The 24,171-nt window shown below is 58.6% G+C and carries 18 protein-coding genes; 8 read left to right on the top strand and 10 right to left on the bottom strand.

What is annotated here, in order from left to right:
- Nucleotides 1–100: 100 nt before the first annotated feature.
- Both PMX70_RS09970 and PMX70_RS09965 read right to left on the bottom strand, forming a co-directional pair.
- The gene (locus PMX70_RS09970; protein ID WP_271743474.1) at nt 101–1,261 is read right to left on the bottom strand and encodes an FprA family A-type flavoprotein; all 1,161 of its coding nucleotides are present in this window, start codon (nt 1,259–1,261) and stop codon (nt 101–103) included.
- A 129-nt stretch (nt 1,262–1,390) separates the two neighbouring features.
- Nucleotides 1,391–2,377 carry a LacI family DNA-binding transcriptional regulator gene (locus PMX70_RS09965; RefSeq protein WP_271743475.1) on the bottom strand — a complete coding sequence of 329 codons (987 nt, stop codon included), beginning with the start codon at nt 2,375–2,377 and terminating at the stop codon, nt 1,391–1,393.
- 383 nt (nt 2,378–2,760) lie between these two features.
- Here PMX70_RS09965 and PMX70_RS09960 point away from each other — a divergent pair, with 383 nt between their 5' ends.
- The 3 genes from PMX70_RS09960 (at nt 2,761) to PMX70_RS09950 (ending at nt 7,190) form a co-directional block, all read left to right on the top strand.
- Complete coding sequence (locus PMX70_RS09960) at nt 2,761–3,966, top strand: galactokinase (protein ID WP_271743473.1); 1,206 nt, start codon at nt 2,761–2,763, stop codon at nt 3,964–3,966.
- Nucleotides 3,957–5,585, top strand: coding sequence for a UDP-glucose--hexose-1-phosphate uridylyltransferase (locus PMX70_RS09955; RefSeq protein ID WP_271743472.1), 1,629 nt, complete (start codon nt 3,957–3,959; stop codon nt 5,583–5,585). The genes PMX70_RS09960 and PMX70_RS09955 overlap by 10 nt, the downstream gene beginning before the upstream one ends.
- 303 nt (nt 5,586–5,888) lie before the next feature.
- Nucleotides 5,889–7,190, top strand: coding sequence for an ATP-binding protein (locus tag PMX70_RS09950; RefSeq protein ID WP_271743471.1), 1,302 nt, complete (start codon nt 5,889–5,891; stop codon nt 7,188–7,190).
- A 257-nt stretch (nt 7,191–7,447) separates the two neighbouring features.
- Here PMX70_RS09950 and PMX70_RS09945 read toward each other — a convergent pair whose 3' ends face one another.
- The 7 genes from PMX70_RS09945 to PMX70_RS09915 form a co-directional block, all read right to left on the bottom strand.
- Nucleotides 7,448–8,383 carry a hexose kinase gene (locus tag PMX70_RS09945; RefSeq protein ID WP_271743470.1) on the bottom strand — a complete coding sequence of 312 codons (936 nt, stop codon included), beginning with the start codon at nt 8,381–8,383 and terminating at the stop codon, nt 7,448–7,450.
- A gap of 53 nt (nt 8,384–8,436) precedes the next feature.
- The gene (locus PMX70_RS09940; protein ID WP_271743469.1) at nt 8,437–9,318 is read right to left on the bottom strand and encodes an aldose 1-epimerase family protein; all 882 of its coding nucleotides are present in this window, start codon (nt 9,316–9,318) and stop codon (nt 8,437–8,439) included.
- 376 nt (nt 9,319–9,694) lie between these two features.
- The gene (lacB, locus tag PMX70_RS09935) at nt 9,695–10,219 is read right to left on the bottom strand and encodes a galactose-6-phosphate isomerase subunit LacB (protein ID WP_006234831.1); all 525 of its coding nucleotides are present in this window, start codon (nt 10,217–10,219) and stop codon (nt 9,695–9,697) included.
- 63 nt (nt 10,220–10,282) lie between these two features.
- Nucleotides 10,283–10,711 carry a galactose-6-phosphate isomerase subunit LacA gene (gene lacA, locus PMX70_RS09930; protein WP_006234830.1) on the bottom strand — a complete coding sequence of 143 codons (429 nt, stop codon included), beginning with the start codon at nt 10,709–10,711 and terminating at the stop codon, nt 10,283–10,285.
- Nucleotides 10,712–11,018: 307 nt separating this feature from the next.
- Nucleotides 11,019–12,020 carry a hypothetical protein gene (locus PMX70_RS09925; RefSeq protein WP_271743468.1) on the bottom strand — a complete coding sequence of 334 codons (1,002 nt, stop codon included), beginning with the start codon at nt 12,018–12,020 and terminating at the stop codon, nt 11,019–11,021.
- Nucleotides 12,021–12,240: 220 nt separating this feature from the next.
- A complete protein-coding gene (locus tag PMX70_RS09920; protein WP_006234827.1) occupies nt 12,241–12,579 on the bottom strand; it encodes a PTS lactose/cellobiose transporter subunit IIA in 339 nt (112 codons plus the stop codon).
- Between the two features lie 214 nt (nt 12,580–12,793).
- Nucleotides 12,794–13,798 carry a LacI family DNA-binding transcriptional regulator gene (locus tag PMX70_RS09915; protein WP_271743467.1) on the bottom strand — a complete coding sequence of 335 codons (1,005 nt, stop codon included), beginning with the start codon at nt 13,796–13,798 and terminating at the stop codon, nt 12,794–12,796.
- Nucleotides 13,799–14,155: 357 nt separating this feature from the next.
- Here PMX70_RS09915 and PMX70_RS09910 point away from each other — a divergent pair, with 357 nt between their 5' ends.
- Nucleotides 14,156–15,922, top strand: a complete 1,767-nt coding sequence (locus PMX70_RS09910; RefSeq protein WP_271743466.1) for a PTS transporter subunit EIIC — start codon at nt 14,156–14,158, stop codon at nt 15,920–15,922.
- A gap of 70 nt (nt 15,923–15,992) precedes the next feature.
- Nucleotides 15,993–17,432 carry a 6-phospho-beta-galactosidase gene (gene lacG, locus PMX70_RS09905; protein WP_022094685.1) on the top strand — a complete coding sequence of 480 codons (1,440 nt, stop codon included), beginning with the start codon at nt 15,993–15,995 and terminating at the stop codon, nt 17,430–17,432.
- Between the two features lie 334 nt (nt 17,433–17,766).
- Here the strand turns inward: lacG (PMX70_RS09905) and PMX70_RS09900 are convergent, their stop codons facing one another.
- Complete coding sequence (locus PMX70_RS09900) at nt 17,767–18,768, bottom strand: LacI family DNA-binding transcriptional regulator (RefSeq protein ID WP_271743465.1); 1,002 nt, start codon at nt 18,766–18,768, stop codon at nt 17,767–17,769.
- Nucleotides 18,769–19,052: 284 nt separating this feature from the next.
- Between PMX70_RS09900 and PMX70_RS09895 the strand changes: the two genes are divergently transcribed.
- The 3 genes from PMX70_RS09895 (at nt 19,053) to PMX70_RS09885 (ending at nt 24,015) form a co-directional block, all read left to right on the top strand.
- Nucleotides 19,053–20,831: a PTS lactose transporter subunit IIBC gene (locus PMX70_RS09895; RefSeq protein WP_271743464.1), complete on the top strand. Its 1,779-nt coding sequence runs from the start codon at nt 19,053–19,055 to the stop codon at nt 20,829–20,831.
- A gap of 76 nt (nt 20,832–20,907) precedes the next feature.
- A complete protein-coding gene (gene lacG, locus PMX70_RS09890; protein WP_271743463.1) occupies nt 20,908–22,329 on the top strand; it encodes a 6-phospho-beta-galactosidase in 1,422 nt (473 codons plus the stop codon).
- 453 nt (nt 22,330–22,782) lie between these two features.
- Nucleotides 22,783–24,015 (top strand): Fic family protein, encoded by a 1,233-nt coding sequence (locus tag PMX70_RS09885; RefSeq protein ID WP_271743462.1) that lies wholly within the window; start codon nt 22,783–22,785, stop codon nt 24,013–24,015.
- Nucleotides 24,016–24,171 lie beyond the last annotated feature (156 nt).

Genomic DNA, 24,171 nt, shown 5'->3' with positions numbered 1-24,171 from the left:
CTATACTCATGGAAAACCTCCCATTTCCCGATGTCCAAGAAATGGGAGGCAGTTCACTGTCCCCTTTGTGGTGGTTTGCGCGTCAAACGTGAAAGTATTGCTACTTGGAAAGCTCGTCGGCAAGGGCCTCGATCTGAGCGCGCGAGGCGTCGTTGAGCGAGCCCAGGACGGTCACCTTGTTCTGCGCCAGGGTGATGTCCTTCATGCCCTCGAGCTCCTTGGTCATAACCTTGGCAGCGACGGGCGCCCAGGAGCCGGCCTCGACGAGCGCCACCGTACGGTTCTGGTAGGCGTGCTCGGCAAGCGTGTGGATAAAAGTGCTCATGAACGGGAAGATCTCGCCCTGATAGGTAATGGAGGCAAGCACCAGACGGTCATAGCGGAACGCGTCCTCAACGGCCTCGGCCATATCGTCGCGAGCTAGGTCAAAGACGGAAACCTTCTGGCCGCGAGCCTCGAGCGCGGCGGCGAGCTCCTCAACGGCGGTCTTCAGATGGCCGTACACGCTCGCGTAGGCAATCGTGATGCCCTCGTCCTCGGGTTGATAGCTCGACCAGGTGTTGTAGGTGTCGAGGTAATATCCCAGGTTCTCGGTAAGAACAGGGCCGTGGAGCGGGCAGATGACCTGAATGTCCAGATTGGCAGCCTTCTTGAGCACGGCCTGCACAAACTTGCCGAACTTGCCCACGATGCCAAAGTAATAGCGGCGAGCCTCGCAGGCCCAGCCCTCCGGATCCTCGATGTCGTTGGCGCCAAACTTGCCAAAGCCGTCGGCACTAAAGAGTACCTTGTCAGTGGCCTCGTAGGAGAAGAGAACCTCGGGCCAGTGCACGTTGGGAGCGCCGATAAAGGTTAGGCTGTGGCCGCCCAGATCGAGCACGTCGCCCTCTTTGACGACCATCTTACGCTCGGGGAAATCAGTGCCAAAGTAGTTGACCATCATGCGGAAGGCACCCATGCTGGCCACGATCTGCGCCTGGGGATAGCGCTCCATAAAGGCGGCAATGCCGGCGGAGTGATCGGGCTCCATGTGATGGACGACCAGGTAGTCGGGCGTACGGCCGTCGAGCGCGGCCTCGAGGTTGCCGAGCCATTCGTCGACAAAGCCAGCGTCAACCGAATCGGCGACAGCGATTTTATCGCCCAAGATAACATAGCTGTTGTATGCCATGCCGTTCTCGGACACGTCGTACTGGCCCTCGAACAGGTCAATGTCGTGATCGTCGACACCGATGTAGCGGATATCCTTGGTGATCTCCATCAGGCAAAGCCTCCTAGATAGACAAAAGAACCCGTCTATCATAGCACTCGGCAGCATTCCAACTGTTATCTGCCGGCATCCTTACCGATTGTTATTGAAATACGATAAATCGCCGTTTACCTGCGCAAACTATGAGCGTGGTATCGCCGTGCTATGTCGAATAATGAGCTGGCCGGGAATACGAATGGCAACGGTTTTGCCCGCCGTACCCGCCTCGGGAACCGCATGCTCGAATACCTCGCGTCCGCGCTGATGCAAATCGAATCGAACGGTCGTGAGCTCGTTATGCGCGACAAAGTCGTCGAGCGAGTCGTCGACGCCCACCACGCTCACGTCCTCGGGCACGCGCAGACCGCTATCGCGCAGCGCGGCAATCGCGCCATTTGCCATCTGGTCGTTTGCCGCATAGATCGCCGTCATAGTGCGGTCGTGCTCGGCCAGATATCTGCCGGCCTCGTAGCCACTGTTGGCAGACCAGTCTCCCTCGAGCGGCTCTGCCGGCTCGATGTGTTTACGCTCGAGCGCATCCTGCCAACCGGCTCGACGAAATTGCTCGTCGACCGAGAACGACGGGCCGCCAATATAGCGAATCTGCCCGTGCCCCAGCTCAAACAGGTGATCCATAAGCAAGAGCGAGCAGCCGTAATGGTCGGAATCGACCGTAGTCACGCGCGGATGCGCGTACATGGTAACGATGACCGTTCCAATGCCCGGCAGTGGATCAAACGTCTCAAAATCGGGCGCCATGCGGCTCATGCCGATGATGATGCCATCCACCGGCAATGCGGCCATACGACGCGTGGCCTCGGCAAGCGAGAATTCCTCAGTCTTGGACATCTCGACCAGCGTGATGGCGCAATTATGCTCGCGAGCAGCGCTGGCGATGCCGTCGATCATTGAGAGGTTGCCAAACTTGGTGACATCGTTGATGCATAGGCCGACCGAATGGTAACGGCCGTCGCGCAGCGAGCGACCGGCATAACTCGGACGAAAGCCGAGCTCTTGCATAGCAGCCTGCACGCGCTGGCGCGTCTGCTCGTTAACGTTGGGCAAGCCGTTGGCGACGCGCGAAACCGTCTGCTGCGAAACGCCGGCAGCGCGGGCGACGTCAGCCATGGAGACCGGACGCGAACTGGTATCGTTGGACGGGCGCCTTGCCACAGGATCACCTTCACCCTTGCGAGATCTGAATAGCGTGAATGCTGGCCCGGGCAGAAATACATCCCGCGCCGAGGCCCGCTATCGTCGGACGCATGTTAACGTACTCTACTTTTTCTATCTGCATCTCTTCTGCTTTATAAGTCCATACGGCAGTACCGTTCACGGCTGAATTTCTACCGATTACCAGATTCTCAAAAAGTGACAAGCGATGTGTTATGAGTACGTTAACATAGCCCGTAACGTGCGGTATCGTGAACACTTGGTTCATGCCGCTTCAAGTTGTTAACGTACTCATAACGACGCAAAACCAACCCGTGCGCGCCAAGGAAAGGACTCCCATGACCACCCCCGACGAAAAGACATTCGCCACGCTCACCAAGCTGTTTGAGGAGGAGTTTGGCCCCATCGGCGACCGCCAGGTGCTCTATGTGCACGCGCCCGGCCGTTCCGAGATCAGTGGCAACCACACCGACCACGAGGGCGGCCACGTCATCGCCGGCTCGCTCGATGTCGCCGTTGACGGCATTGCCGTAGCGACCGACACCAACAAGGTTCGCGTCGCCGATGAGGGCTACCCCACCTTTGAGATCACACTCGACACGCTAGATGTTCAGGAGTCCGAGAAGGGCACGTCCGCGAGCCTCGTCCGCGGTATGGCCCACGAGATTGCAGCTCTGGGCGTTGAGCCCCAGGGCTTCGACTTCGCCTTCACCTGCTCCGTCCCCTCGGGCGGCGGCCTTTCCAGCTCTGCCGCCGTCGAGGCCGCATACGGCCGCGCCATGGAGACGCTCTGGGGCGCGCCCGCCATTGAGCCCGTCGCGCTCGCGCAGATGAGCCAGCGCACCGAGAACAACTACTACGGCAAGCCCTGCGGTCTGATGGACCAGGCCGCCGTATGTCTGGGCGGCCTTGCCTACATGGACTTTGAGGACCAGGCTCAGCCTAAGACCCAGAAGCTTGAGCTCAACTTTGAGGATCACGGCTATGCGCTCGTGCTCGTTAAAGTAGGCGCCGACCACGTGGCCGCCACCGACGACTACGCCGCCGTTCCCCGCGAGATGCAAGACGTCGCCGCCGAGTTTGGCAAGGCACGCCTGTGCGAGGTCGACGTTGCCGACTTTGACGCCAAGCTCCCCGAGCTGCGCGCCAAGCTGGGCGACCGCGCGTGCCTGCGCGCCGTTCACTACTGGTACGAGAACGGCCTGGTCGATAAGCGCTGGGCGGCCCTGAACGCCGGCGACATCGACCAGTTCCTGGTCCTGACGCGCGAGTCCGGCGCCAGCTCTGCCATGTACCTGCAGAATGTCGTCGCCAAGCTGGGCTCCGAGCAGCCCTCAATGTATGCCCTGGCACTGGCCGAGCACGTGCTCGACGGTCGCGGTGCCGTTCGTATTCACGGTGGCGGCTTTGGTGGCACCATCCAGGCCTTCGTGCCGCTCGACCTGGTCGACACCTTCATTGCCAAGATGAACGGCTGGCTGGGCGAGGGCTCTGCCCGTCACTACGCCATCTCTGACAAGGGGGCTTACGCGGCATGGCTGTAATGACTGACGTGCGCGAGGCCGCACAGAACCTGATCGAGTACGCCATCCACCGATCGATGATCGGCCAGGACGACCGCATCTGGGCATACAACACCATTTTGGAGTGCATCGGCGCTACGGGGCCCGCGCTCGATATGGCCTGGGCGCTCCAGGTTGAGAAACTCTCGCTCTTGCACCCCGATACCCTGCCCGACTTTGACCTTGAAGGCACGCTTGCCGCGCTTTCCGAGACCGCCGTTGCCAACGGTGCCGCCGAGGACACAGCATCGGGCCGCGACCGCATCGCCATGCGAATCATGGGCGCGCTCATGCCGAGGCCTTCGGTTGTAAACGAAGAGTTCAACGGTCGTATGGGCGTCAACGAGCCCCGCGCCGCGACCGAATGGTTCTACGGCCTGTGCTGCGACGCCGGCTACGTGCGCCGTGCCGCCATCGCGCGCAACATCAAATGGAGCACCCCCACCAACTGGGGCGATCTTGAGATCACCATCAACCTGTCCAAGCCTGAGAAGGACCCGCGCGATATCGCCGCGGCAGGTGCCGCCAAGAACACGGGCGAGAAGTATCCCGCCTGCCAGCTCTGCATCGAAAACGAGGGCTATCCCGGACGCTCCGCCGCAGCCGACGGAGGCGCTCACCCCGCCCGACAGAATCTGCGTGTTATCCCCATCCAGCTCGACGGCGAGCGCTGGGGTTTCCAGTACAGCCCGTATGCGTATTTTAACGAGCACTGCATTGCCATGAGCTCCGAGCATCGCCCGATGCACGTGGACCGCAAGGGCCTGACCTGCCTGCTCGACTTTGTCGACCTGTTCCCGCACTACTTTATTGGCTCCAACGCCGACCTGCCCATCGTGGGCGGCTCGATCTTGTCGCACGACCACTTCCAGGGCGGCGCGCACGAGTTCCCCATGATGCACGCCGCCGAGGTCTCGCAGTTTAGCGTGCCCGGATTTGATCAGGTTAGCGGTACCGTGCTGCAGTGGCCGCTCTCGGTGCTGCGCCTGCGCTCGCATGACCGCGCCCAGCTGCTCGACGCTGCCGAGAAGATTATCCTCGCCTGGCGCGAGTGGACCGATGAGTCTGTGGGCATCATCGCACACACGGCCGACGGCGTGGCCCACAACACCGTGACGCCCGTCATTCGCCGCGTAGACTCCCGCGGCAACGCCGGCGGCGAGATTTACGAGTCCTACCTGGCGCTTCGCTGCAACATCACGACCGACGAGCATCCGCTGGGCGTTTTCCATCCGCATGCCGAGTACCACCACATTAAGAAGGAGAACATCGGCCTGATCGAGGTCATGGGCCTGGCCATTTTACCGCCGCGTTTGGTTCCCGAGCTTGGTGCCGTTCGCGAGCACCTGCTGGCAGCCAAGGCTGACGCAAGCTACGATCTTGCCGCCGCACTCGAGGGCGACGACCTTTGCCGCAGCCACACCGCGTGGGCCCTGGACGTCTACACCCGTCGTGCCAATGAGCTTACGGCCGATAACGCCATCGACATCCTGCACGAGGAGGTCGGCGTGGTGTTTGGCCACGTGCTCGACAACGCCGGCGTCTTTAAATGGGACGAGGCCGGCCGCGCCGCCCAACAGCGCTTCATCGACTCGCTGTAGCACGCGAGCTCGAACGCACGCACTTAACAAATAGCGCCTACACGACAACGGCGCCCGCCGGCAACATCGCCGACGGGCGCCGTTTTCTGATGCAAGGGTAGCTAATTTACACCAAAACAAGGAGTGTTCCAAACTGCCGGCAGAGAAGGAACGCCCCCAGGTGCCGACTTAAACCCCACATTATTCGATGGAAAAACGTGGTTTACTACCACATTTTTCGATGGAAAAACGTGGTTTACTCCCACATTTTTCGATGGAAAGACCAAGACAGTCTTATACTAACCATGATCGTTAGGGGGCAGTATGCAGCGACAGCTAATGGACGAACTCATCGCTTGGAAATCTAGGGCAAATCGCAAGCCCCTCCTGCTTAAGGGGGCCCGCCAGACGGGAAAAACCTGGCTTCTCAACGAATTCGCAGGCCAGCAGTATCAAAACGTCATCCGTTTTGACTTTATGCTCGAACCGGGCGCACGTTCGCTGTTCGACGGAAGCCTTGACCCCAAACGCATCATCTCCCAGATAGAGCTCCTGCGCGGCCAGACCATAACGCCGACAGACACACTCATCATCTTCGACGAAATCCAAGAGGCACCGCGTGGCATCACCTCGCTCAAATACTTCAACGAGCTGGCGCCGGAATACCATATCGTGGCAGCCGGCTCCTATATGGGGCTCGCGCTCCGACGCGAAAACGAGTCGTTCCCCGTCGGCAAGATCGACCAGCTCACCATGCGCCCCATGGGGTTTGTCGAGTTCGTTCGTGCCGTCGATGGCGATCCGCTCGCAGATGCCATCCTTGCCGCAGACATGGACCTGCTGGCAAACGTTTCCGAAAAGCTCGAGCGCCTGCTCAAGGAATACCTCGTTGTCGGTGGCATGCCAGAAGTTGTCTCCGCTTTCGCCGCCTCCCACGATTTCATCGAGGCCCGCAGGCTCCAGCAGCAAATCATCGAAGCTTACGAATCCGATTTTGGCAAGCATGCGCCAGCCCGCATCGTCGAGCGCATGAGGCTGGTTTGGAAATCCCTTCCCGGCCAGCTCGCAAAGGAAAACAAGAAGTTCGTCTACGGCGCGCTTCGTCCCGGGGCGCGCGCACGCGATTTTGAGGAAAGCCTCCAGTGGCTCATGGACTATGGAATCGTTCATAAGGTACCACGTGTTTCCGCCCTAAGAGCACCGCTCACAAGCTACGAGGATCTCTCGGGCTTCAAGCTGTTCTGTATCGACACCGGCATCCTCGGAGCACTCTCCGGCCTCTCGCCGGCCATTGTTCTGAACGGGCCCGCTGTTTTTACGGAGTTCAAAGGCTCGCTGACCGAGCAATACGTCGCACAGGAGCTTTTGCTCCAAGGCAAAACTCCCGCGTATTGGTCATCCTCCTCCGGCAATGCAGAGACTGACTTTGCCATCGACCATGCGGGGATCGTGCTTCCGCTCGAGGTCAAGGCGGCAGAGAATCTCAAAGCAAAGAGTCTGAGGATTGCCTGCGAGAAGTTCAAGCTCGAGCGCTGCGTGAGAACATCGTTAGCGGCATATAGAGACGAGGGCACGCTCGTCAACATTCCGCTCTGGGAGATTGGGCAAATCGACAAGCTGGCATAGGCGCTGTGGAGGGAGTGCCCCGTAAGGAGTGTCCCAAACTGCCGGCAGAAAAGGAACGTCCCTCTCTGCCGCATTCCCGAAGCAAGGTAACGCCGATGTTTTGGCAACGGCAGCGAGCGGGCCGCATTTGAGACAAGGTGACGTGAAACGAAAGGGCGCTGACCTTCCGGTCGCGCCCTTGAAGTTGAACGTCAGATTGTCCAAATGCGGCCCGCGCAGCGTCGAGCCGTTACGCGGTTTGGTATAACCGCGTAACCCTACAGCTCCGTTACTTCAACGTTGTTGTAGATCTCGTCCCAGCGGTCCATGACCAGGTGGCCGGTCTTGGGATCCATGGCGTTGAGCTTGCCGCAGGTATTGGCGGTCTTGAGCACCGTGACGTCGTCGGCACCAGCAGCAATGGCATGCGCAAAACCGGCGATGGTCGAGTCGCCGGAACCCGTCGCGTTCACAGCCGCAATCGCGGGCGTCTTGGCGCGGAACGCACGACCCTCATGGAAGCCCACCGAACCGGCAGCGCCCATCGAAACGACAACCCAGGGGATACCGGCAAAGCGGTCATCGGCGGCAAGCGCCTCGCGCAGGGCATCGACATCATCGGTCGTAAAGGACGTACCCAGCAGGCCGTTAATCTCGGTCAGGTTGGGCTTTACGAGCTCAGGCTTAGCGTCGGACTCCAGCGCGGCCTCCAGCGATGCACCCGAGGTGTCGAGCAGCACCTTGGCGCCCGCCTTCTCGGCGATCTTGACGAGCTCGGCATAGTAGCCGGCATCGACGCCGCGCGGCAGCGAGCCCGAAAGCGTCACAACGTCCGCCTTCGCTGCAAGCTCGGCGAACTTGGCCGTAAAGGCCTCGAGCTCGGCCGGGGCGATCTGCGGGCCGCTCTCCAGCAGCTCGGTCTGATTACCCTCGTGCAGAATATTCAGGCAAATGCGCGTCTCACCGGCGATGGGCACAAAGTCGTTCTTGACGCCATCGGCATCCATGAGCTCGGCCATATAGGCACCCATGTGGCCGCCGAGCAGACCGGTCGCGAGCACGTCGTCGCCCAACTGCAGCAGCACACGGCTCACGTTGAGGCCCTTGCCGCCAGCGGTCTTTTCGGGCGTCACACGGTTAACATCGTCGATGATCAGCTTGTCGAGCTGATAGCGCGTATCAATCGACGGGTTCATGGTAACGGTCAGAATCATGTTGAACTCCTGTTCCGGGGCGGCATAACCCGCCCCAAACATACGATAACTCGTTAAAGGATCTCGATCTCAAAACCGCGGGTGACGGTCTCTCCCGGCTTGGCCACCAGGCAGCCACGCTTGTGCTCCAGGATATCGTCCTCGTCGGAGCAGGTGGACAGACCACCCCACGGTTCAACAGCCACAAAGTCGCCCTCGGGCTTACTCCACACAATCAGGTACGGCATATCGGGGAACGTCAGGCGCACGCCCTTGTCCTCGGTTTTCTTGGTCAACGTAACCACGCGGCTCTCGAGCACGTCGAAGATGGTCTCCGCGAAGTCGAAGAGTTCGTGGGTAAGCGGCAGGTTCTGGCCGATCATGGGGTTCTTGCTGCGATGCTCAACATCAATCAGGCCCGTCGAGGGAACGGCAGTACAGAGCTCGGTGGCCTCACGCTGCTCAAAACGGAGCTCGTAGTCGTCATAGGACTCGCCCTCGTCGAGCGGGCACTTAAAGCCGGGGTGACCGCCCACAAAGAACGGCATGTCCTCGGTGCCCTCATTGGTCACCTCGTACGACACGGCCACCTTTTCCGAATCGATCGTGTAACGAGCAACGATCTTAAACGGATACGGGTACTGCTCGAGCAGCTCGGCATGGTCGGTAGAGCTTAGGCTCAGCGCAACCATGTTGTCGCTCTGTTCCTCGAGCTTCCACTCCTGTTTGCGCGCAAAGCCGTGGCGAGCGAGCTTTACCTCGCGGCCGCCCATGGTCATTGCGTGACCGTCACGAAGGCCACCGCAGATCGGGAAACAAATGGGTGCCTGGCCCGACCAGACCGCCGGGTCACCCTGCCACAGGTACTCACAGCCGTTGGCCGCAATAGAAGTGAACGACCCGCCCGCCGTGCTCAGTGCTACGCGGATAGAACCGTTATCAAGAACAAACTCCATAGGAGCCTTCCCTTTCTTACGACAGCCCGCCAAGTCAATAGGGCTGATAGAAAACCGGCCCGCGCCCCCTCACAGAAACGCGAGCCGTCAATTGAAAAGCTGCAGAATGCCGGGTACCGCCAAGAGCGAAGCACTCAAGCCAAGCAAGCAAACGTGTTATCGGAGCTGCTCGCCGTACCAGAACGCTTCGCAACAACAGCGGTAACCCTGCAGGTACCTCCAACGTCAGCGAGCGGCGCTCAGGTGCCCCAAGTCGCCGCGAAAGAGGAGCGACGCGTACTTCATGTACGCGAGCGACGGTTTGAGCGGCGAGATGGGGTGCCTGAGCGCCGCGCAGCGTCGACCGGTCCGGCGTTCGGTAGAACGCCGGAACCCCTTAGTCGTGGTATTCGCCGCGGTCCCACTTCTCGAGGAACTCGTCAAAGAAGTGCGGGTCAGCCTGAGCCTCGGCGTCGGCCTTATTGCAGGCATCGATCTTGGCGATCAGGGCATCGTGCTCGGGGGTCTTCTCGTAGGGCTCCTCCAGGAAGGCAAGCATGATGTCGGCCATCAGGAACTCGCCGGTGATCTTGCCGCCAAAGCCCACGATGTTGGCGTTGAGCTCGCGACGGGCATACAGGGCAGAGGTCATGTCGCGGACCAGGGCGCAGCGGGCGCCGGGAACCTTGTTGACGGCGTTGGTGATGCCGATGCCGGTGCCGCAAAGGGCCACGCCAAAGTCGGCCTTGCCGCTGGCAACAGCCTCGCCCACGGCCTTACCGTAGATGGGGTAGTGCGTACGGGTGTGGCTGTAGGTGCCGCAATCGAGCACCTTGTAGCCAGCCTGCTCCAGGCGGTCGGCCAGATAGATCTTCTCGTCCGTAACGATATGGTCGCAACCGATTGCGATGGTCTTCTTCATCAGAACGTCCTTTCGTCTGAATTCACAAGTTGAGGTAGAAGTTCGAGTTCTCGGTGGCTCTCGTTAGGCCATCTTGTTGAGCATGTCGACACGGATCTGGTGACGGCCGCCGGCGTACTGGGCGCGCAGGAACTCGCGGGCGATCTTCTTGGCGACCTCGGTGCCCACAACGCCCGGGCCCATGGTGACCATGCGCGAACCGTTGTGCTCGCGGGTCATGTAGGCGGAACGCTCGTCGGAAATGTTGGCGACGACCATGCCCTTGATCTTGACGGCGGCCATATAGGAGCCGACGCCGTACTTATCGAAGGCAAAGCCCTGGGAATCCTTGTGCTCCAGCAGGTCCTTGGCGACGGCGGTCGCGGAATCGACAAAGTCCGCGGCAGGGGTCTCGGAATAGTCGACGACCTCGTGACCGTCGGCGATGAGCATCTCCTTGATGGACTCCTTCATCGACATACCGTCGGCATCGGAAGCGATTACAACCCTCATGACATCCTCCTTGAGAGATACGCAGGTGCGTAGTTTCTGTTTGGAAGTGTTGAATCGCGTTCAGGTCCGGGCATCTGAATGTGCGGTTCTTCACTGTTCATGTTTATTTGAACACATTCGAACAACAACTGCAACAACTATTTGTTTATCTTTGTTCTTTTTTGAACAAATACCATTCGCGGGTGTTTGCCGACCGTTTGGGTCTGACGGAGGTGTGAGCGGTCACGCACTCAACAAAAAAGGGCGACCGAGAACGCATCTCGGCCGCCCTTCTTACGGTTTGATCTTCCAAAACTCGCTTTGTTGATCACTCAGCCTGCCCGCTCTTCTTGGCGTGCTTGGACGGAGCACTCAGAAAACGGCCCGTCAGATAGTTCGTGGGGCCGGAAATATCAATCCCCAGCAGCGTGTGCCCAAGCCACAAGAATGCAGCGAGCACCAGCAACGGAATCACGCACGAGGTCACAATCATCACGATGACGCCTTCGATCAGATCGGTCACCTGCTGCACGACCTCGTCGGTCATCGACTTGGCGCTATCGGTCACCGAAGTCAGTAGACTCGAAGCGCCTTCGGTCAGTTGCTCAAGCACGTTTTTGTCTGTTTTGGCTTCAGATTTCTTTTCGCTCTTTGACGAGCTCGCCTCAGCCGCGCTTGTCGCCTTTTGCTCGGCCTGCTCGATACTCACCTGGTACGTCTCGTCGACCTTTTGCGATACCCACACGCTCGCAGGCACCAACGCCATGCCGATCATGGCAACCACCAGCACGCGCGTCGCCACACGGCGAAGGACGGCGCTAGTACTCCAGCGGCCATGAATGCCAAGGGACACCGCGAAGAGTACGAGCGAGAACGGGATCAGGATGCCCAGCCCGACCGACCACAATATAGTAAGCAGATATTTCTCGAGGTACAGTACGGCAAGCACAATGCCTAAGTTGCCCGAGAGCTGTGCGAGCTGCTCGGCGACCGGCGTTCCCGTGTCGCCCGGCAGTGCTGTGATGCCCGCAGACAGCGCCACGCACGACGTCGTGAGCGCCAACACATTGCCCTTCTTTTGATCGATGACCTCGATAGTTGAGTCCCAGGTCTTGGTGTCGGCATAATGCGGACGGGCGACAAAGCCCGACAGAAGCGCCAACACCACGAGCGCGATGATGAACCCGATCTGCAACTTTTTGTTTGCGCACACGACATCGGACAGGCTGGGCTGCAGCTCCGTCACCGTCGTATGCTCGGTAATTTGAACGGGGCGCCCGTGGGACATCTCGTGCGCACCCTTCTTTTGAATCGATCCGTTGTCCGGCATTTGGATACCTCCTCAGTCCGGCGTGTATTGCGGATGGAAGTATACCCACGAAGCAAAATGTCCAACAGCACCCAATAAGTTGCGGTGAAATAGGGACTGTTTTATGCCTGCTAGCCCCCTTTCAGTCCCTATTTCACCGCAACTTAGAAAGGGGAACATGAAAAGCCCTGCCGCGGGGTGCGGCAGGGCTTTTGGAAGGGGGCTTGGTTGTGCGGGCTCGTTAGGCGAGCTTGGCCTCGAGCTCGGCGATGCGCTTGTAGGCATCGATGGTAAAGCGGGTCTGCTTCTCCAGGATCATAGTGGTCATGAGAGTGTCCTGAGCGTGAGCCATGATGAAGGTCATCTCCATCTCGCCACCGCCGGCCTCCTGCGAAAGCAGCTTGGTCTGCGTGTCGTGGGCACCGATGAGCGCATCGCTGGCATCCTTGTGCAGCTGCTCGGCCTTCTCAAAATCACCCTCGCGAGCAGCATCGAGCGCTGCAAGCAGATCGGTCTGGGCGTCACCTGCGTATGCGACGATCTCGAATCCAACCATCGAGATTTCTTCTTTGGTTGCCATATTGCGTTCCTTTCACATATGAACCAATGGAGAGCATCGCGTCCGGGCATACGCGCTGCGTTCTGTATGGCAGAAACATTAACATTCAAACAAAAAAGAACAACGCAAAACATAATTTCAAGCTATGAACGGTCAATTTTCGCCCGTGAACGGTTTACAAACCATTTCGAACAATATCAAACATGATTAACGGAAACCCAAACAGGACCGCGCCCTAACGCAAATCGCGCACCGTATCGCCCTCTACGAGCACACCAGGAATCAGCATGTGTTCCACGCCAGACGCACCCCCATCGGCACCGGCGATCTTATCGACTGCCCACATGCCGACACGCTTGTTGTCAAAGCGCACGGTGGCCAGGCGACGATCGGGCACGATATCGCCCAGGCTGTCATCAACACCCACCACGCTCACGTCCTCGGGCACACGCCTTCCGCGCGACTCGAGCCCGCGAATGCAGCCGTAGGCCATGGCGTCGTTGGAGGCATAGATGGCAGTACAGGTCGGATCGTCCGCCAGAGCCTGGCCTGCGGCATATCCGCTCTGCGCCGTCCAATCGCCACGGATGAGTCGCGGCAGCTCAACACCATGTGCGCGCAATGTCTCGCGCCAGCCTTCCTCGCGCTGCATGCCCGAAAGCGAGCGCTCGGGACACGAGATAAAGTGCACGGTCTTGTGCCCCTGCCCCAGCAAGTACTCGACAACCCGGCGCGAGCAATCGAACTGGTCGTTATCGACCGTTGAACAGAGCGGGTGCTCCAACATCGTAACGAGCACTGTCTGCATGCCGGGCAGTGGCTCGAAGGTGCCAAAGTCCGCCGGCATGCGATTCATGATCACAACCATACCATCCACCGGCAGCGCGCTCATGCGCGACGATGCGCTCTCGAGGGTATACGGATGCCCATCTACTTTCGTGAGGGTAATGGCGTAGCCGTGCTTATCGGCGGCGGCAGCAAAGCCCTCCATACGGTCGAGGTTGCCGGTACCGGTAATGTTGAACATGGCGACGCCGACGGTCTTAAACTTGCCGCGGCGCAGCGATCGACCGGCAAAATTGGGGCGATACCCCAGCTCGCGCATGGCGGCACGCACGCGCTCCTTGGTCTCGGGGCGCACGCTGGGCGAATCGTGCACCGTACGCGAGACTGTCTGCTCCGAGACGCCCGCGAGACGCGCCACGTCCTTAACGGAAACCGATTTTTTAACAGCGGCCATAGGTCGATCTTTCTATGTCAACGATGCCATTAGTGGCATCCTGCGCAGTCAAATGAAACGTCTTCAAGTATATCCAACGCCTCCCCCACCATACGCTCACCACCCAAAACCTACCGTTCACCGACATTTTTGCTTCCCCAAACGGCTTTTGGCGCCCAAATGTTAACGTTGCCATTGTGCAAACACAGAGCCACCGGGCGGCTCAAACGTTTACGCGCAAGGAATCGACGGTTCGCAGGCACAGGAACCACCGGTTCGCGTCTTTTTTTGTGTCGCAAAATGGCAACGTCAACATTTTGGCAACCGAACGCCAAAAGCTACCATCGTTGCTAACCCACCGACTCTTAGGAGCATTGCATGGAGCAACTCATCGCCATCATCGAAAAGGGCCAGCCCTTTTTCAACGCGATCGCCCGCAACAAGTACCTCAAGGCGATTCGCGACGGCTTTATCTCCGTCATCCCCATCATCATCTTCTCGTCCATCTTCTGCCTGGTAGCCTCGGTTCCCAACATCTGGGGTTTCTACTGGCCCGATGACATCAACAACGCCCTGTGGAAGTGCTACAACTACTCCATGGGTATCCTGGCCATCGCCTGCGCTGCCACCACAGCCAAGCACTTCGCCGACGCTCAGAACCGCGATCTGCCCAAGAACAACCAGATCAACTTCATCTCGTGCATGTGCGCGGCCATCATCGGCTTCTTGCTCCTTTCGAGCGACACGATCGCCACGGACACTGCCAGCGGCTTCAACACCACCTACCTTGGTTCCAAGGGCCTGCTGACCGCCTTCATCGCTGCGTTTGTGACCGGCATCATCTACAAGTTCTTCATTAAGCGCAACATCACCGTCAAGATGCCCGAGCAGGTTCCGCCCAACATCTCGCAGACCTTTAAGGACATCATCCCCTTCTCCGTCTGCATCACCGTCTTTTGGGTCTTTGACATCGCCTTCCGCGCTGCTTTTGGCTTCTGCTTTGCCCAGGGCGTCATCCAGGTGTTCCAGCCCCTGTTCACCGCTGCCGACGGCTACATCGGCCTCGCTGTGATCTACGGCGCCATGAGCCTGTTCTGGTTCGTCGGCGTCCACGGCCCCTCGATCGTCGAGCCCGCCATCGCTGCCGCTCTCGTTGCCAATATGACCGACAACCTGGCTGCGTTCCAGGCCGGTCAGCACGCTTCCGCTGTCCTGACCCAGGGTGCCCAGTACTTCGTCGTCTGCATGGGCGGCACCGGCGCCACGCTCGTCCTGGTCTTTATGTTCTGCTTCCTGGCCAAGTCTCAGGAGATGCGCGCCGTCGGTAAGGCCGCCATCGTCCCCGTCTGCTTCGCTGTCAACGAACCGCTGCTGTTCGCTGCGCCCATCGTGCTCAACCCCGTCTTCTTTGTCCCGTTTGTCTTTGCCCCGATCGCCAACATCTGGATCCTCAAGATCTTTATCGACTTCTTGGGCATGAACGGCTTTATGTACACCCTGCCTTGGACCGTCCCCGGCCCCATCGGCACCATCATGGGCCTGGGCTTCCAGCCGCTCGCCTTTGTGATGCTCGCCATCATCCTGGTCGTCGACTTTGCCCTGTACTATCCGTTCTTCCGTGCCTATGACGCCCAGAAGTGCGCCGAGGAGGCCGAGATCTCCCAGGAGGAGCTCGCCGCCAAGAACGCCGAGAAGGCCGCCAAGCTCAACGATGCCTTCCAGGGCAAGGCCGACGCCAAGAGCGTTGCCGCCGGCGCTGCTGCCGAGGCCGTGAAGTCCGACGCCCCCGCCGCTGCCACCACAGAAGCTACAGCCGCCAGCGACCTCAACGGCAAGCGCGTGCTCGTGCTCTGCCAGGGTGGCGGTACCTCGGGCCTGCTCGCCAACGCACTTGCCAAGGCTGCCAAGGAGCGCGGCATCAATCTTGAGACCGCTGCCGAGGCATATGGCAACCACGTGGACATGCTCCCCGACTTTGACCTGGTCGTCCTGGCCCCGCAAGCCGCCAGCTACCTGGCCGACCTGCAGAAGGACTGCGAGCGCGTGGGCAACAAGTGCGTCGCCTGCCGTGGCAAGCAGTACATCGAGCTCTCCCAGAACGGCGACAAATCTCTCGCCTTCGTCTCCGAGCAGCTTTCGAAGTAAGTAACGCTCAGGGCCAGCCGACCATCAACAGCCGGCTGGCCCTTCGATTTAGACGATTGGATATTTCATCATGTCCGTTAACCCTGCTAGCGTCACCAACCCGCCCGCGCAGTTTCCCGAGGACTTTGTCTTTGGCGGCGCCACTGCTGCCTACCAGGTAGAGGGCGAGACCCGCACTCACGGTAAGGGCAAGGTTGCCTGGGACGACTTCCTGGAGGCCCAGGGGCGCTTCTCCCCCGATCCCGCCTCCGACTTCTACAACCAGTACCCCGTCGACTTGGAGCTGTGCGAGGAGTTCGGTATCAACGGCATTCGCCTCTCCATTGCCTGGAGCCGCATCTTCCCCAACGGCACCGGTGAGATCAACCCCGAGGGTGTCCAGTTCTACCACGACCTCTTCGCCGAGTGCCATAAGCACCATGTTGAGCCGTTCGTCACGCTGCATCACTTTGACACGCCGCTTCCCCTCTTTGAGAAGGGCGACTTCCTCAACCGCGAAACCATCGACGCCTTTGTGGACTTTGCCACCTTCTGCTTTAAGGAGTACGCCGACCAGGTGACCTACTGGTTCACCTTTAACGAGATCTGGGCCGACGCCTCCAACACCTACATCGAGGGCACCTTCCCCGGTGGCGTCAAGGCGCATCTTGCCGAGGCCTTCCAGTGCGAGCACAACATGATGCTCGCCCACGCCAAGGCCGTGCTGGCCTTCCACAACGGCGGTTTTAAGGGCAAGATCGGCGTCATCCAGTCGCTGGAGTTTAAGTACCCGCTCAACGAGAACGACCCCGCCGATATCAAAGCCGCCAACAACGAGCACGTGCTGCAAAACCAGTTCTTGCTCGACGCGACGTTCCGCGGCGACTACGCGCCCGACACCCTCGAGTGCGCCAACCGCCTGGCCGCCGTCTCGGGCGGCACCATCGAGATTCTAGACGAGGATCTGGAAATCATGCGCGAGGCCGCGCTCTACAACGACTACCTGGGCGTTAACAACTACCAGTGCCGTTTCTTGAAGGCTTACGATGGCGAGAACGACCTGCACCACAACGGTACGGGCGAGAAGGGCACCGGCCGCTGGCGCGTCAAGGGCATTGGCGAGCACGTGAACAAGCCCGGCATCCCCACCACCGACTGGGACTGGATCATCTATCCCGAGGGTCTGTTCGATCTGCTCGTCTACATTAAGCAGCGCTACCCCAACTACAAGCAGATCTTCATCACCGAGAACGGCATGGGCTACAAGGACCCCTACAAGGACGGTTTTGTGGACGACCAACCGCGCATCGACTACATCGAGCAGCACCTGCGCTGGCTGCTCAAGGCCATGGAGGTGGGTGTCAACGTGGGCGGCTACTTCCTGTGGAGCCTGCAGGATCAGTTCTCCTGGACCAATGGCTACAACAAGCGTTACGGCTTCTTCTACGTTGACTTTGAAACCCAGAAGCGCACGCCCAAGGCAAGCGCATACTGGTATAAGCACGTGGCGCAGACCCGTCGTCTGGACTAGTTAACGTTATCGGCCGCCGTGACCATCACGCTGCCGTGCACCTTACCATTCCCGATCGCATGGGCGCTGCGTCCATGCACCTCTTTCCGTGTGGCGGATACGACCTTCCCGGTGGATGCTTCGGCATCCTTGGTCGTATCCGCCGTTTTGTTTTTGGGCAGGCTGGGCCGCGTTCGTTTGTCTCAATCTGTAACATCCGACTCGCTTTTGGCCGTCTAACTGTTACAGATCAAGACAAAGATGATGACTGGGTAGACAAAATCTCGATCTGTAACACCTAGTCGAGTTTTTGGGTCCCAGCTGTTACAGATTGAGATGAACGAGCCGAGCACTTCTACGCCCGCAGATCCCGCACGCTCGCGCGCTCGACCAACACGCCCGAGACGAGCGTACGGCTTCTGGAGCTCGGGGCTTCCAGACCTGCGACGACCTCATTAAGCGCACGGATGCCCAGCTCGCGGTGGCGAAACTTCACCGACGTCAGAATCGAGTTGGGAATCGTCTTGTAGAGCTCATCGTCGAAGCCGATCACGGACACGTCGTCGGGCACGTTGAGCCCTTTGTCACGTAGAGCCATCATCACGCCGTTTGCCATGCAGTCGTTAGCAGCGAGGACCGCCGTGCAATCGGGTTTATCGGCAAGCACAAGGCCCGCGGCATAGCCACTATCCGCATTCCAATCGCCTTGCAGAGGCTCGGGCGGCTCAATACCACGTGCCTCGAGTGCCGCACGCCAACCTTTCATACGGCACTGGCTCGACAGCGACTCTTTCTTACCCGAAACGAAATACACGTTCTTGTGACCATGATCCAAGAAGTACTCGCACGCCATGCGCGCACCACCCTCTTGATCGTCACTGACGGTAGAGCAGGTAGGATGCTCCATCGGTGTGATAATCACCGTCTTGAGGTCTTTCGGCGCCTCAAAGGTATCAAAGTCATCGACCATCTGACGCAGGTTGAAGATCATGCCATCAACAGGCAGCTGCGACATCCTGCGCGCCGCATCGGCAAGGGTCATCTTCTCCCCTGCGCGCTTCTTAATCATCGTGAGCGCAAAGCCGCGTTCCTCGGCGGCATCGGCGATACCGTCAATCATGTCCACGGCGCCGCCCGACAAGTGGAACATCACCACGCCGATGCACCCGTAACGGCCCAACTTGAGTGAACGCGCGGCAAAGTTCGCCCGGAACCCGAGCGCCTCCATGGCCGCATGGACCTTATCGCGTGTCGACTCTCGCACGCTATCGGGCTCGTTGATCACACGCGAAACCGTCTTGAGAGAAACACCCGCGGCAATCGCCACATCGTTCATCGAGACGTTTTTCTTGTCCATCGTTGCCACTGCTTCTCCAGTCGGTTTTGCATCGCTTGCTTTTTGCGTTCTAGCATACACTACCTGCCTGACTGATAAATCAACCGTTTACCGGACAATATCGACCACTCACCCGTATATCCTTGTTGCTCTTCCAAAAATGTCTTACGTTGTCATTAACGAAATGACAACGTTGTCATTTCGCAATGCCTTCCTTAAACAGGAAGGTTTCCGGGCAGTCCTGACCATCCATCGACGACCAGTTCCATCCACATGCATCGCGCATCAAGCAGCAAAGGAGCTCTATGGACGCCATCGTAAAGATGCTCGAAAAGCATCAACCGTTCTTTGAGAAGATCTCGAGGAATATCTACCTCCAGGCCATCAAGGACGGATTCCTTGGGTGCATGCCCATCGTCCTCACCTCTTCGATCTTTCTGCTGATCGCCACGCTTCCCGGCGTGGTCGGCATCACGCTGCCCCAGCCGCTCATCGACTGGTGCAACAAGCTCTACAACTTCACCATGGGTGTCATGGGCATCATGGTTGCCGGCACCACCGCCAAGAACTTCACGGCATCCATGAACCGTCGTATGCCCGCCGGCAAGGTGCTCAACGACGGCTCCACTATGGTTGCTGCCCAGTGCAGCATGCTGCTGCTCGCTGTTACGCAGTTCAGCACCAAGTTCAACGGCTCCGAGCTTTCGGTCTTCGATTGCACCAGCATGGGCACGCGCGGTCTGTTCTCGGCCTATATCGCCGCGTTCATTACCGTGTGGGTCTATAAATTCTGCGTCTCGCGCGATCTGACCATTAAGCTGCCCAAGGAGGTTCCGGGCGCCATCGCTCAGAACTTCCGCGACATCATCCCCTTTGGCGGCGCCGTCATCATCTGCGGCATTATCGATGTCGTCGTGCGCAACCTCATGGGCGTTCCGTTCTCCGAGCTGCTTATCAAACTGCTCTCCCCGCTCTTTACCGCTGCAGAAACCTATCCTGGCCTTATCCTTATCCAGGCAGCCACCGCGTTCTTCTGGTTCATCGGCGTCCACGGCCCCTCGATCGTCCAGCCGGGCATCGACCCCATCCGTCTTGCCAACCAGGCCGAGAACCTGCAGGTTCTGCTGGCCGGTGGCCACCCCGCCCACTCCCTCACCTTTAACATGTCGCTCGTGGGTGAGTTCGGCGGCACCGGCGCCACGTTCATCGTGCCGCTTCTGCTGATTCTCTTTATGAAGTCCAAGCAGCTCAAAGCCGTCGGTAAGGCCTCGATTGTTCCTGTTGCCTTTGCTGTCAACGAGCCGCTGCTCTTTGGCGCGCCGATGATTCTTAACCCCTATATGCTCATCCCCTTTGTTGCCGCCGGCTGCGTCAATGTGAGTGTTGCCAAGTTCTTTATCGATAACGTGGGCATGAACGGCTTCTCCTTCGTGGTGCCTTGGGCTACCCCTGCCCCCATCGGCATCTTCATCACCACGAACTTCCAGCTTATCGCCCTGGTGTTTGTCGCGATTATTATCTTGCTGGACGCCATCATCTACCTGCCGTTTTTGAAGGCATACGATAAGCTGCTCTGCGACCAGGAGGCCGAGCGCGCCGCCGAGCTGGGTCTTGAGTCCGATGGTGCCGCTGCCATCGCCGCCAACGCCTCTGCGCCCGCTGTCGAGCAGACTACCGCTTCCGTCGAGACGACCGCCGCTGCCACCGACAGCAAGCCTGTCGCCGATCAGCCCGAGCCCGCCGCCGACGCATCCGCCAAGAAGGATGTCGACGGCCTGAAGGTCCTCGTCCTGTGCGCCGGCGCCGGCACCTCTGCCATGCTTGCCAACGCCATCAAGGAAGGTGCCGCACAGACCGGAGAGAATATTGCTTCCTCCGCAGGCGCCTATGGTCAGCACACTGCCATCATGGATCAGTACGACGTTATCGTGCTTGCCCCGCAGGTCCGTAGCTACTACAACGACATGAAGGCCGACACCGATCGTCTGGGCATTAAGCTGCTCGCCCCGCGCGGTAAGGAATATATCGACCTTACCCGTGACCCCGCTGGCGCCATCAAGTGGCTCCGCGAGAACCTCGACTAGTTACCTCCCTCTGTTGGTGCCCAAATCCCCAGTTCGGGCACCTCTCCCTATTCGTATCCCACAGAAAGGATGACTCATGACCAATCCCATGAAGTTCCCCGACGGCTTTGTGTTTGGCGGCGCCACCGCCGCTTACCAGGTTGAGGGCGAGACCCGCACGCACGGCAAGGGCAAAGTGCCCTGGGACGATTTCCTGGCTGCTCAGGGTCGCTTCTCCCCCGACCCCGCAAGCGATTTCTACAACAAGTATCCGGTCGATATCGACCTGTGCCAGCGCTTCGGCATCAACGGTATTCGCGTCTCCATCGCTTGGAGCCGTATCTTCCCCAACGGAACTGGTGAGATTAACCCCGAGGGCGTCGCTTTCTATCACGAGCTTTTCGCCACCTGCAACAAAGCTGGCGTTATCCCCTATGTCACGCTCGATCACTTCGATACGCCCGAGGCCTTTTACCAGAACGGCGGCGAGGGCTTCCTGACGCGCACGACGATCGACGCCTTTGTCGAGTACGCCAAGTTCTGCTTTGCCGAGTTCACCGAGGTCAAGCACTGGTTTACCTTTAACGAGATTCCCGCGACCGCCGAGGGCAGCTTTATCGTCGGCAACTGGCCGCACGGCGAGAAGTATCGCCTGGACAAGGCCTTCCAGCTCATGCACAACATGATGGTGGCCCACGCCAAGGCTGTCGTCGCCTTCCACGAGGGCGGCTTTGAGGGCGAGATCGGCATTGTCCAGAACCTGGAGCCCAAGTATCCCCTCGATCCCAACAGTGCTGCCGACTGCGAGGCCGCCCGCATGGCTGACGTCATCAACAACCGCTGGGTACTCGACGCCACCTTCCGCGGCCACTATGCAGCCGACACCATGGAGGCTGCGACCAAGCTGGCCCATATCGCCGGCGGTGAGCTCGACGTTCGCGACGAGGACATCGCCGCGCTGACCGCCGCGCTCCCCTACAACGATTGCCTGGGCGTCAACACCTACAAGTGTCAGTTCCTGCGTGCCGCCGAGGGCGAAAACGACATCAACCACAATGGCACTGGCGACAAGGGCTCCTCGCGCTGGTTCCTCAAGGGCGTGGGCGAATCATGCGTGCGCGAAGGCGTACCCACCACCGATTGGGACTGGATTATCTATCCCGAGGGCCTGTACGACCTGCTGCTCCGCATTAAGAATGATTACCCCAACTACAAGAAGATCTACATCACCGAGAACGGCATGGGCTATAAGGACGACTTTGAGGACGGCTTTATCGACGACGCCCCTCGTATCGACTACATGCGTCAGCATCTCGCATGGATCCTCAAGGCAATCGACGGCGGTGTAAACGTCGATGGCTACTTTGTGTGGTCGCTGCAGGACCAGTTCTCCTGGACCAACGGCTATAACAAGCGCTACGGCCTGTTCTACATCGACTTCGAGACCCAGAAGCGCTATCCCAAGGCGAGCGCGTACTGGTACAAGAACGTCGCGGAGACCGGCCTGCTCATGGCCTAATTCAAGCCGCGTACCCCCTGTCGGCCGCATGTGAGTCCCTCCACGGGATCGCATGCGGCCTTTTTGTTTTTGGTGGGCCTGGGCAGGCCGTTTGTCTCGATCTGTAACATCTAGCAGGGATTTTCAATCCTAACTGTTACAGATTTAGACGAACGGGCGACCAGGGCTGAAAGATCTCAATCTGTAACACGTAGCCCACTTTTAACCGTCTAACTGTTACAGATCGAGACAAACGCCACAGGTCAATCCCTTTAATCTCAATCTGTAACGTTTGGCCGAGTTTTTCGGTCCCAACCGTTACTGATTGAGACAAATTAGATAGTCAGATCCGCGCTTTCCAAGAAGCTATGAAGCGCGGCTCTTTCCTTGCTTTCAGTATCACGAACATATTTTCGGTATCATTTCATGTTATTATGATATCGAAAGTATGTTCGTGATACCGAAAGGAGCCGCATGCGCCAGTTCGATTACACCACAGTCCCAGCGGAACTCGAAGCAACTCCAATCACCAACCTCCTCCTCTCGATACGCGAGCATAAAGGCCGACAGCTTGTTCTGAGTCAAGTCAAACCCGAGCTTCTATCGTCCCTTATGGAGGAAGCTAAGATCCAAAGCACCCAATCCTCCAACGGACTTGAAGGAATTGTTACCACCCAAAAAAGACTCAAAGCAATCATGGCGTATTCCGCCAAGCCAAGCTCCCGCGCAGAGGAAGAAATCGCTGGATACCGAGATGTGCTGTCGCTTATTCACGAGCAACACGATTCCATTCCCGTAACGCCATCGGTCATTCTGCAGTTGCATCGTGACCTCATGGCGCACACGGCAATCTCGTATGGAGGCCATTGGAAGGATAGCGATAACGAAATCGTCTCCATTGACGATCAAGGCAATCGATTTGTGCGCTTTAGGCCCCCTTCGGCTCTAGCAACCCCGGGACTTATTAAAGAAGCCTGCCAGTCCCTCAACGATGCTTTATCTCGCCAAGTTTGCGATCCCCTCCTTATATCGCTCCGCTTTATCTTCGATTTTGTCAGTATTCATCCCTTCAACGATGGCAATGGCAGGATGAGCCGGCTCCTTACAACGCTGCTGCTCGAAAAGACTGGATACGACGTTGCGCGTTACATCAGCATCGAACGTCTCATTGAAGACAACAAAGCGCTTTACTACAACGCCCTCGCTGCAAGCTCCACTGGATGGAATGAAAATCAAAACACCGAAGCACCCTTTATCCGTTTCATGCTCGGAACAACCCTGGCCGCCTACCGACAGCTCGAACAGCGTACCTTAATTGGATCAAGCACTCGTCCCATGTCGAAGCAAGCGCGCATCGCCGTTCTATTTCAACAGAGACCCGGCGTCATTAAGAAATCAGACATCCGATCCAACTGCCCCGATATCAGCGAGGTTACCGTTAAACGAACCCTCAGTCAGCTTGTTAGTTGCAGCGCAATCGAAAAAACAGGGGCGGGTCGTTCGACGGGCTACATACTCAAAGACGTCCATGCTCTAGAACTATTCTTGCAATCCACAATACCCGATAGCGAGGCCGCAATAACAAAAGAGGCTCCAAAGGATAAGCTCCTTGAACGTGTAAGCCACGCCGAGGATGAAAGCAGAGAGGGGCTCTATGAAGACTACGATTCATTCTCAAGGGACATAAAGACGAAATACGGAGTCTAGTCATATCCCAGAATAGCCTCATCCTTGTTGCCCAAAATTATTTGCGCGTCATTGTGAAGCGATAATCCCCGCGCCGGCAGGGGGTGTTCCTATAGTTTTGTCAACGGTTTTCTCCGTTGAGCTACCTAGATTCTCTCCATGCTGGCGCCAGCCCAT

The organism is Collinsella aerofaciens, assembly GCF_028206795.1.
GTDB classification, from domain to species: domain Bacteria; phylum Actinomycetota; class Coriobacteriia; order Coriobacteriales; family Coriobacteriaceae; genus Collinsella; species Collinsella aerofaciens_AX.
This window is presented reverse-complemented; position numbering and strand designations above follow the sequence as displayed.

Coding starts and splice junctions, on each gene's coding strand:
- PMX70_RS09970 (WP_271743474.1), bottom strand. CDS start 1,261: ATGGAGATCACCAAGGATATCCGCTACATCGGTGTCGACGATCACGAC.
- PMX70_RS09965 (WP_271743475.1), bottom strand. CDS start 2,377: ATGGCTGACGTCGCCCGCGCTGCCGGCGTTTCGCAGCAGACGGTTTCG.
- PMX70_RS09960 (WP_271743473.1), top strand. CDS start 2,761: ATGACCACCCCCGACGAAAAGACATTCGCCACGCTCACCAAGCTGTTT.
- PMX70_RS09955 (WP_271743472.1), top strand. CDS start 3,957: ATGGCTGTAATGACTGACGTGCGCGAGGCCGCACAGAACCTGATCGAG.
- PMX70_RS09950 (WP_271743471.1), top strand. CDS start 5,889: ATGCAGCGACAGCTAATGGACGAACTCATCGCTTGGAAATCTAGGGCA.
- PMX70_RS09945 (WP_271743470.1), bottom strand. CDS start 8,383: ATGATTCTGACCGTTACCATGAACCCGTCGATTGATACGCGCTATCAG.
- PMX70_RS09940 (WP_271743469.1), bottom strand. CDS start 9,318: ATGGAGTTTGTTCTTGATAACGGTTCTATCCGCGTAGCACTGAGCACG.
- lacB (WP_006234831.1), bottom strand. CDS start 10,219: ATGAAGAAGACCATCGCAATCGGTTGCGACCATATCGTTACGGACGAG.
- lacA (WP_006234830.1), bottom strand. CDS start 10,711: ATGAGGGTTGTAATCGCTTCCGATGCCGACGGTATGTCGATGAAGGAG.
- PMX70_RS09925 (WP_271743468.1), bottom strand. CDS start 12,020: ATGCCGGACAACGGATCGATTCAAAAGAAGGGTGCGCACGAGATGTCC.
- PMX70_RS09920 (WP_006234827.1), bottom strand. CDS start 12,579: ATGGCAACCAAAGAAGAAATCTCGATGGTTGGATTCGAGATCGTCGCA.
- PMX70_RS09915 (WP_271743467.1), bottom strand. CDS start 13,798: ATGGCCGCTGTTAAAAAATCGGTTTCCGTTAAGGACGTGGCGCGTCTC.
- PMX70_RS09910 (WP_271743466.1), top strand. CDS start 14,156: ATGGAGCAACTCATCGCCATCATCGAAAAGGGCCAGCCCTTTTTCAAC.
- lacG (WP_022094685.1), top strand. CDS start 15,993: ATGTCCGTTAACCCTGCTAGCGTCACCAACCCGCCCGCGCAGTTTCCC.
- PMX70_RS09900 (WP_271743465.1), bottom strand. CDS start 18,768: ATGGACAAGAAAAACGTCTCGATGAACGATGTGGCGATTGCCGCGGGT.
- PMX70_RS09895 (WP_271743464.1), top strand. CDS start 19,053: ATGGACGCCATCGTAAAGATGCTCGAAAAGCATCAACCGTTCTTTGAG.
- lacG (WP_271743463.1), top strand. CDS start 20,908: ATGACCAATCCCATGAAGTTCCCCGACGGCTTTGTGTTTGGCGGCGCC.
- PMX70_RS09885 (WP_271743462.1), top strand. CDS start 22,783: ATGCGCCAGTTCGATTACACCACAGTCCCAGCGGAACTCGAAGCAACT.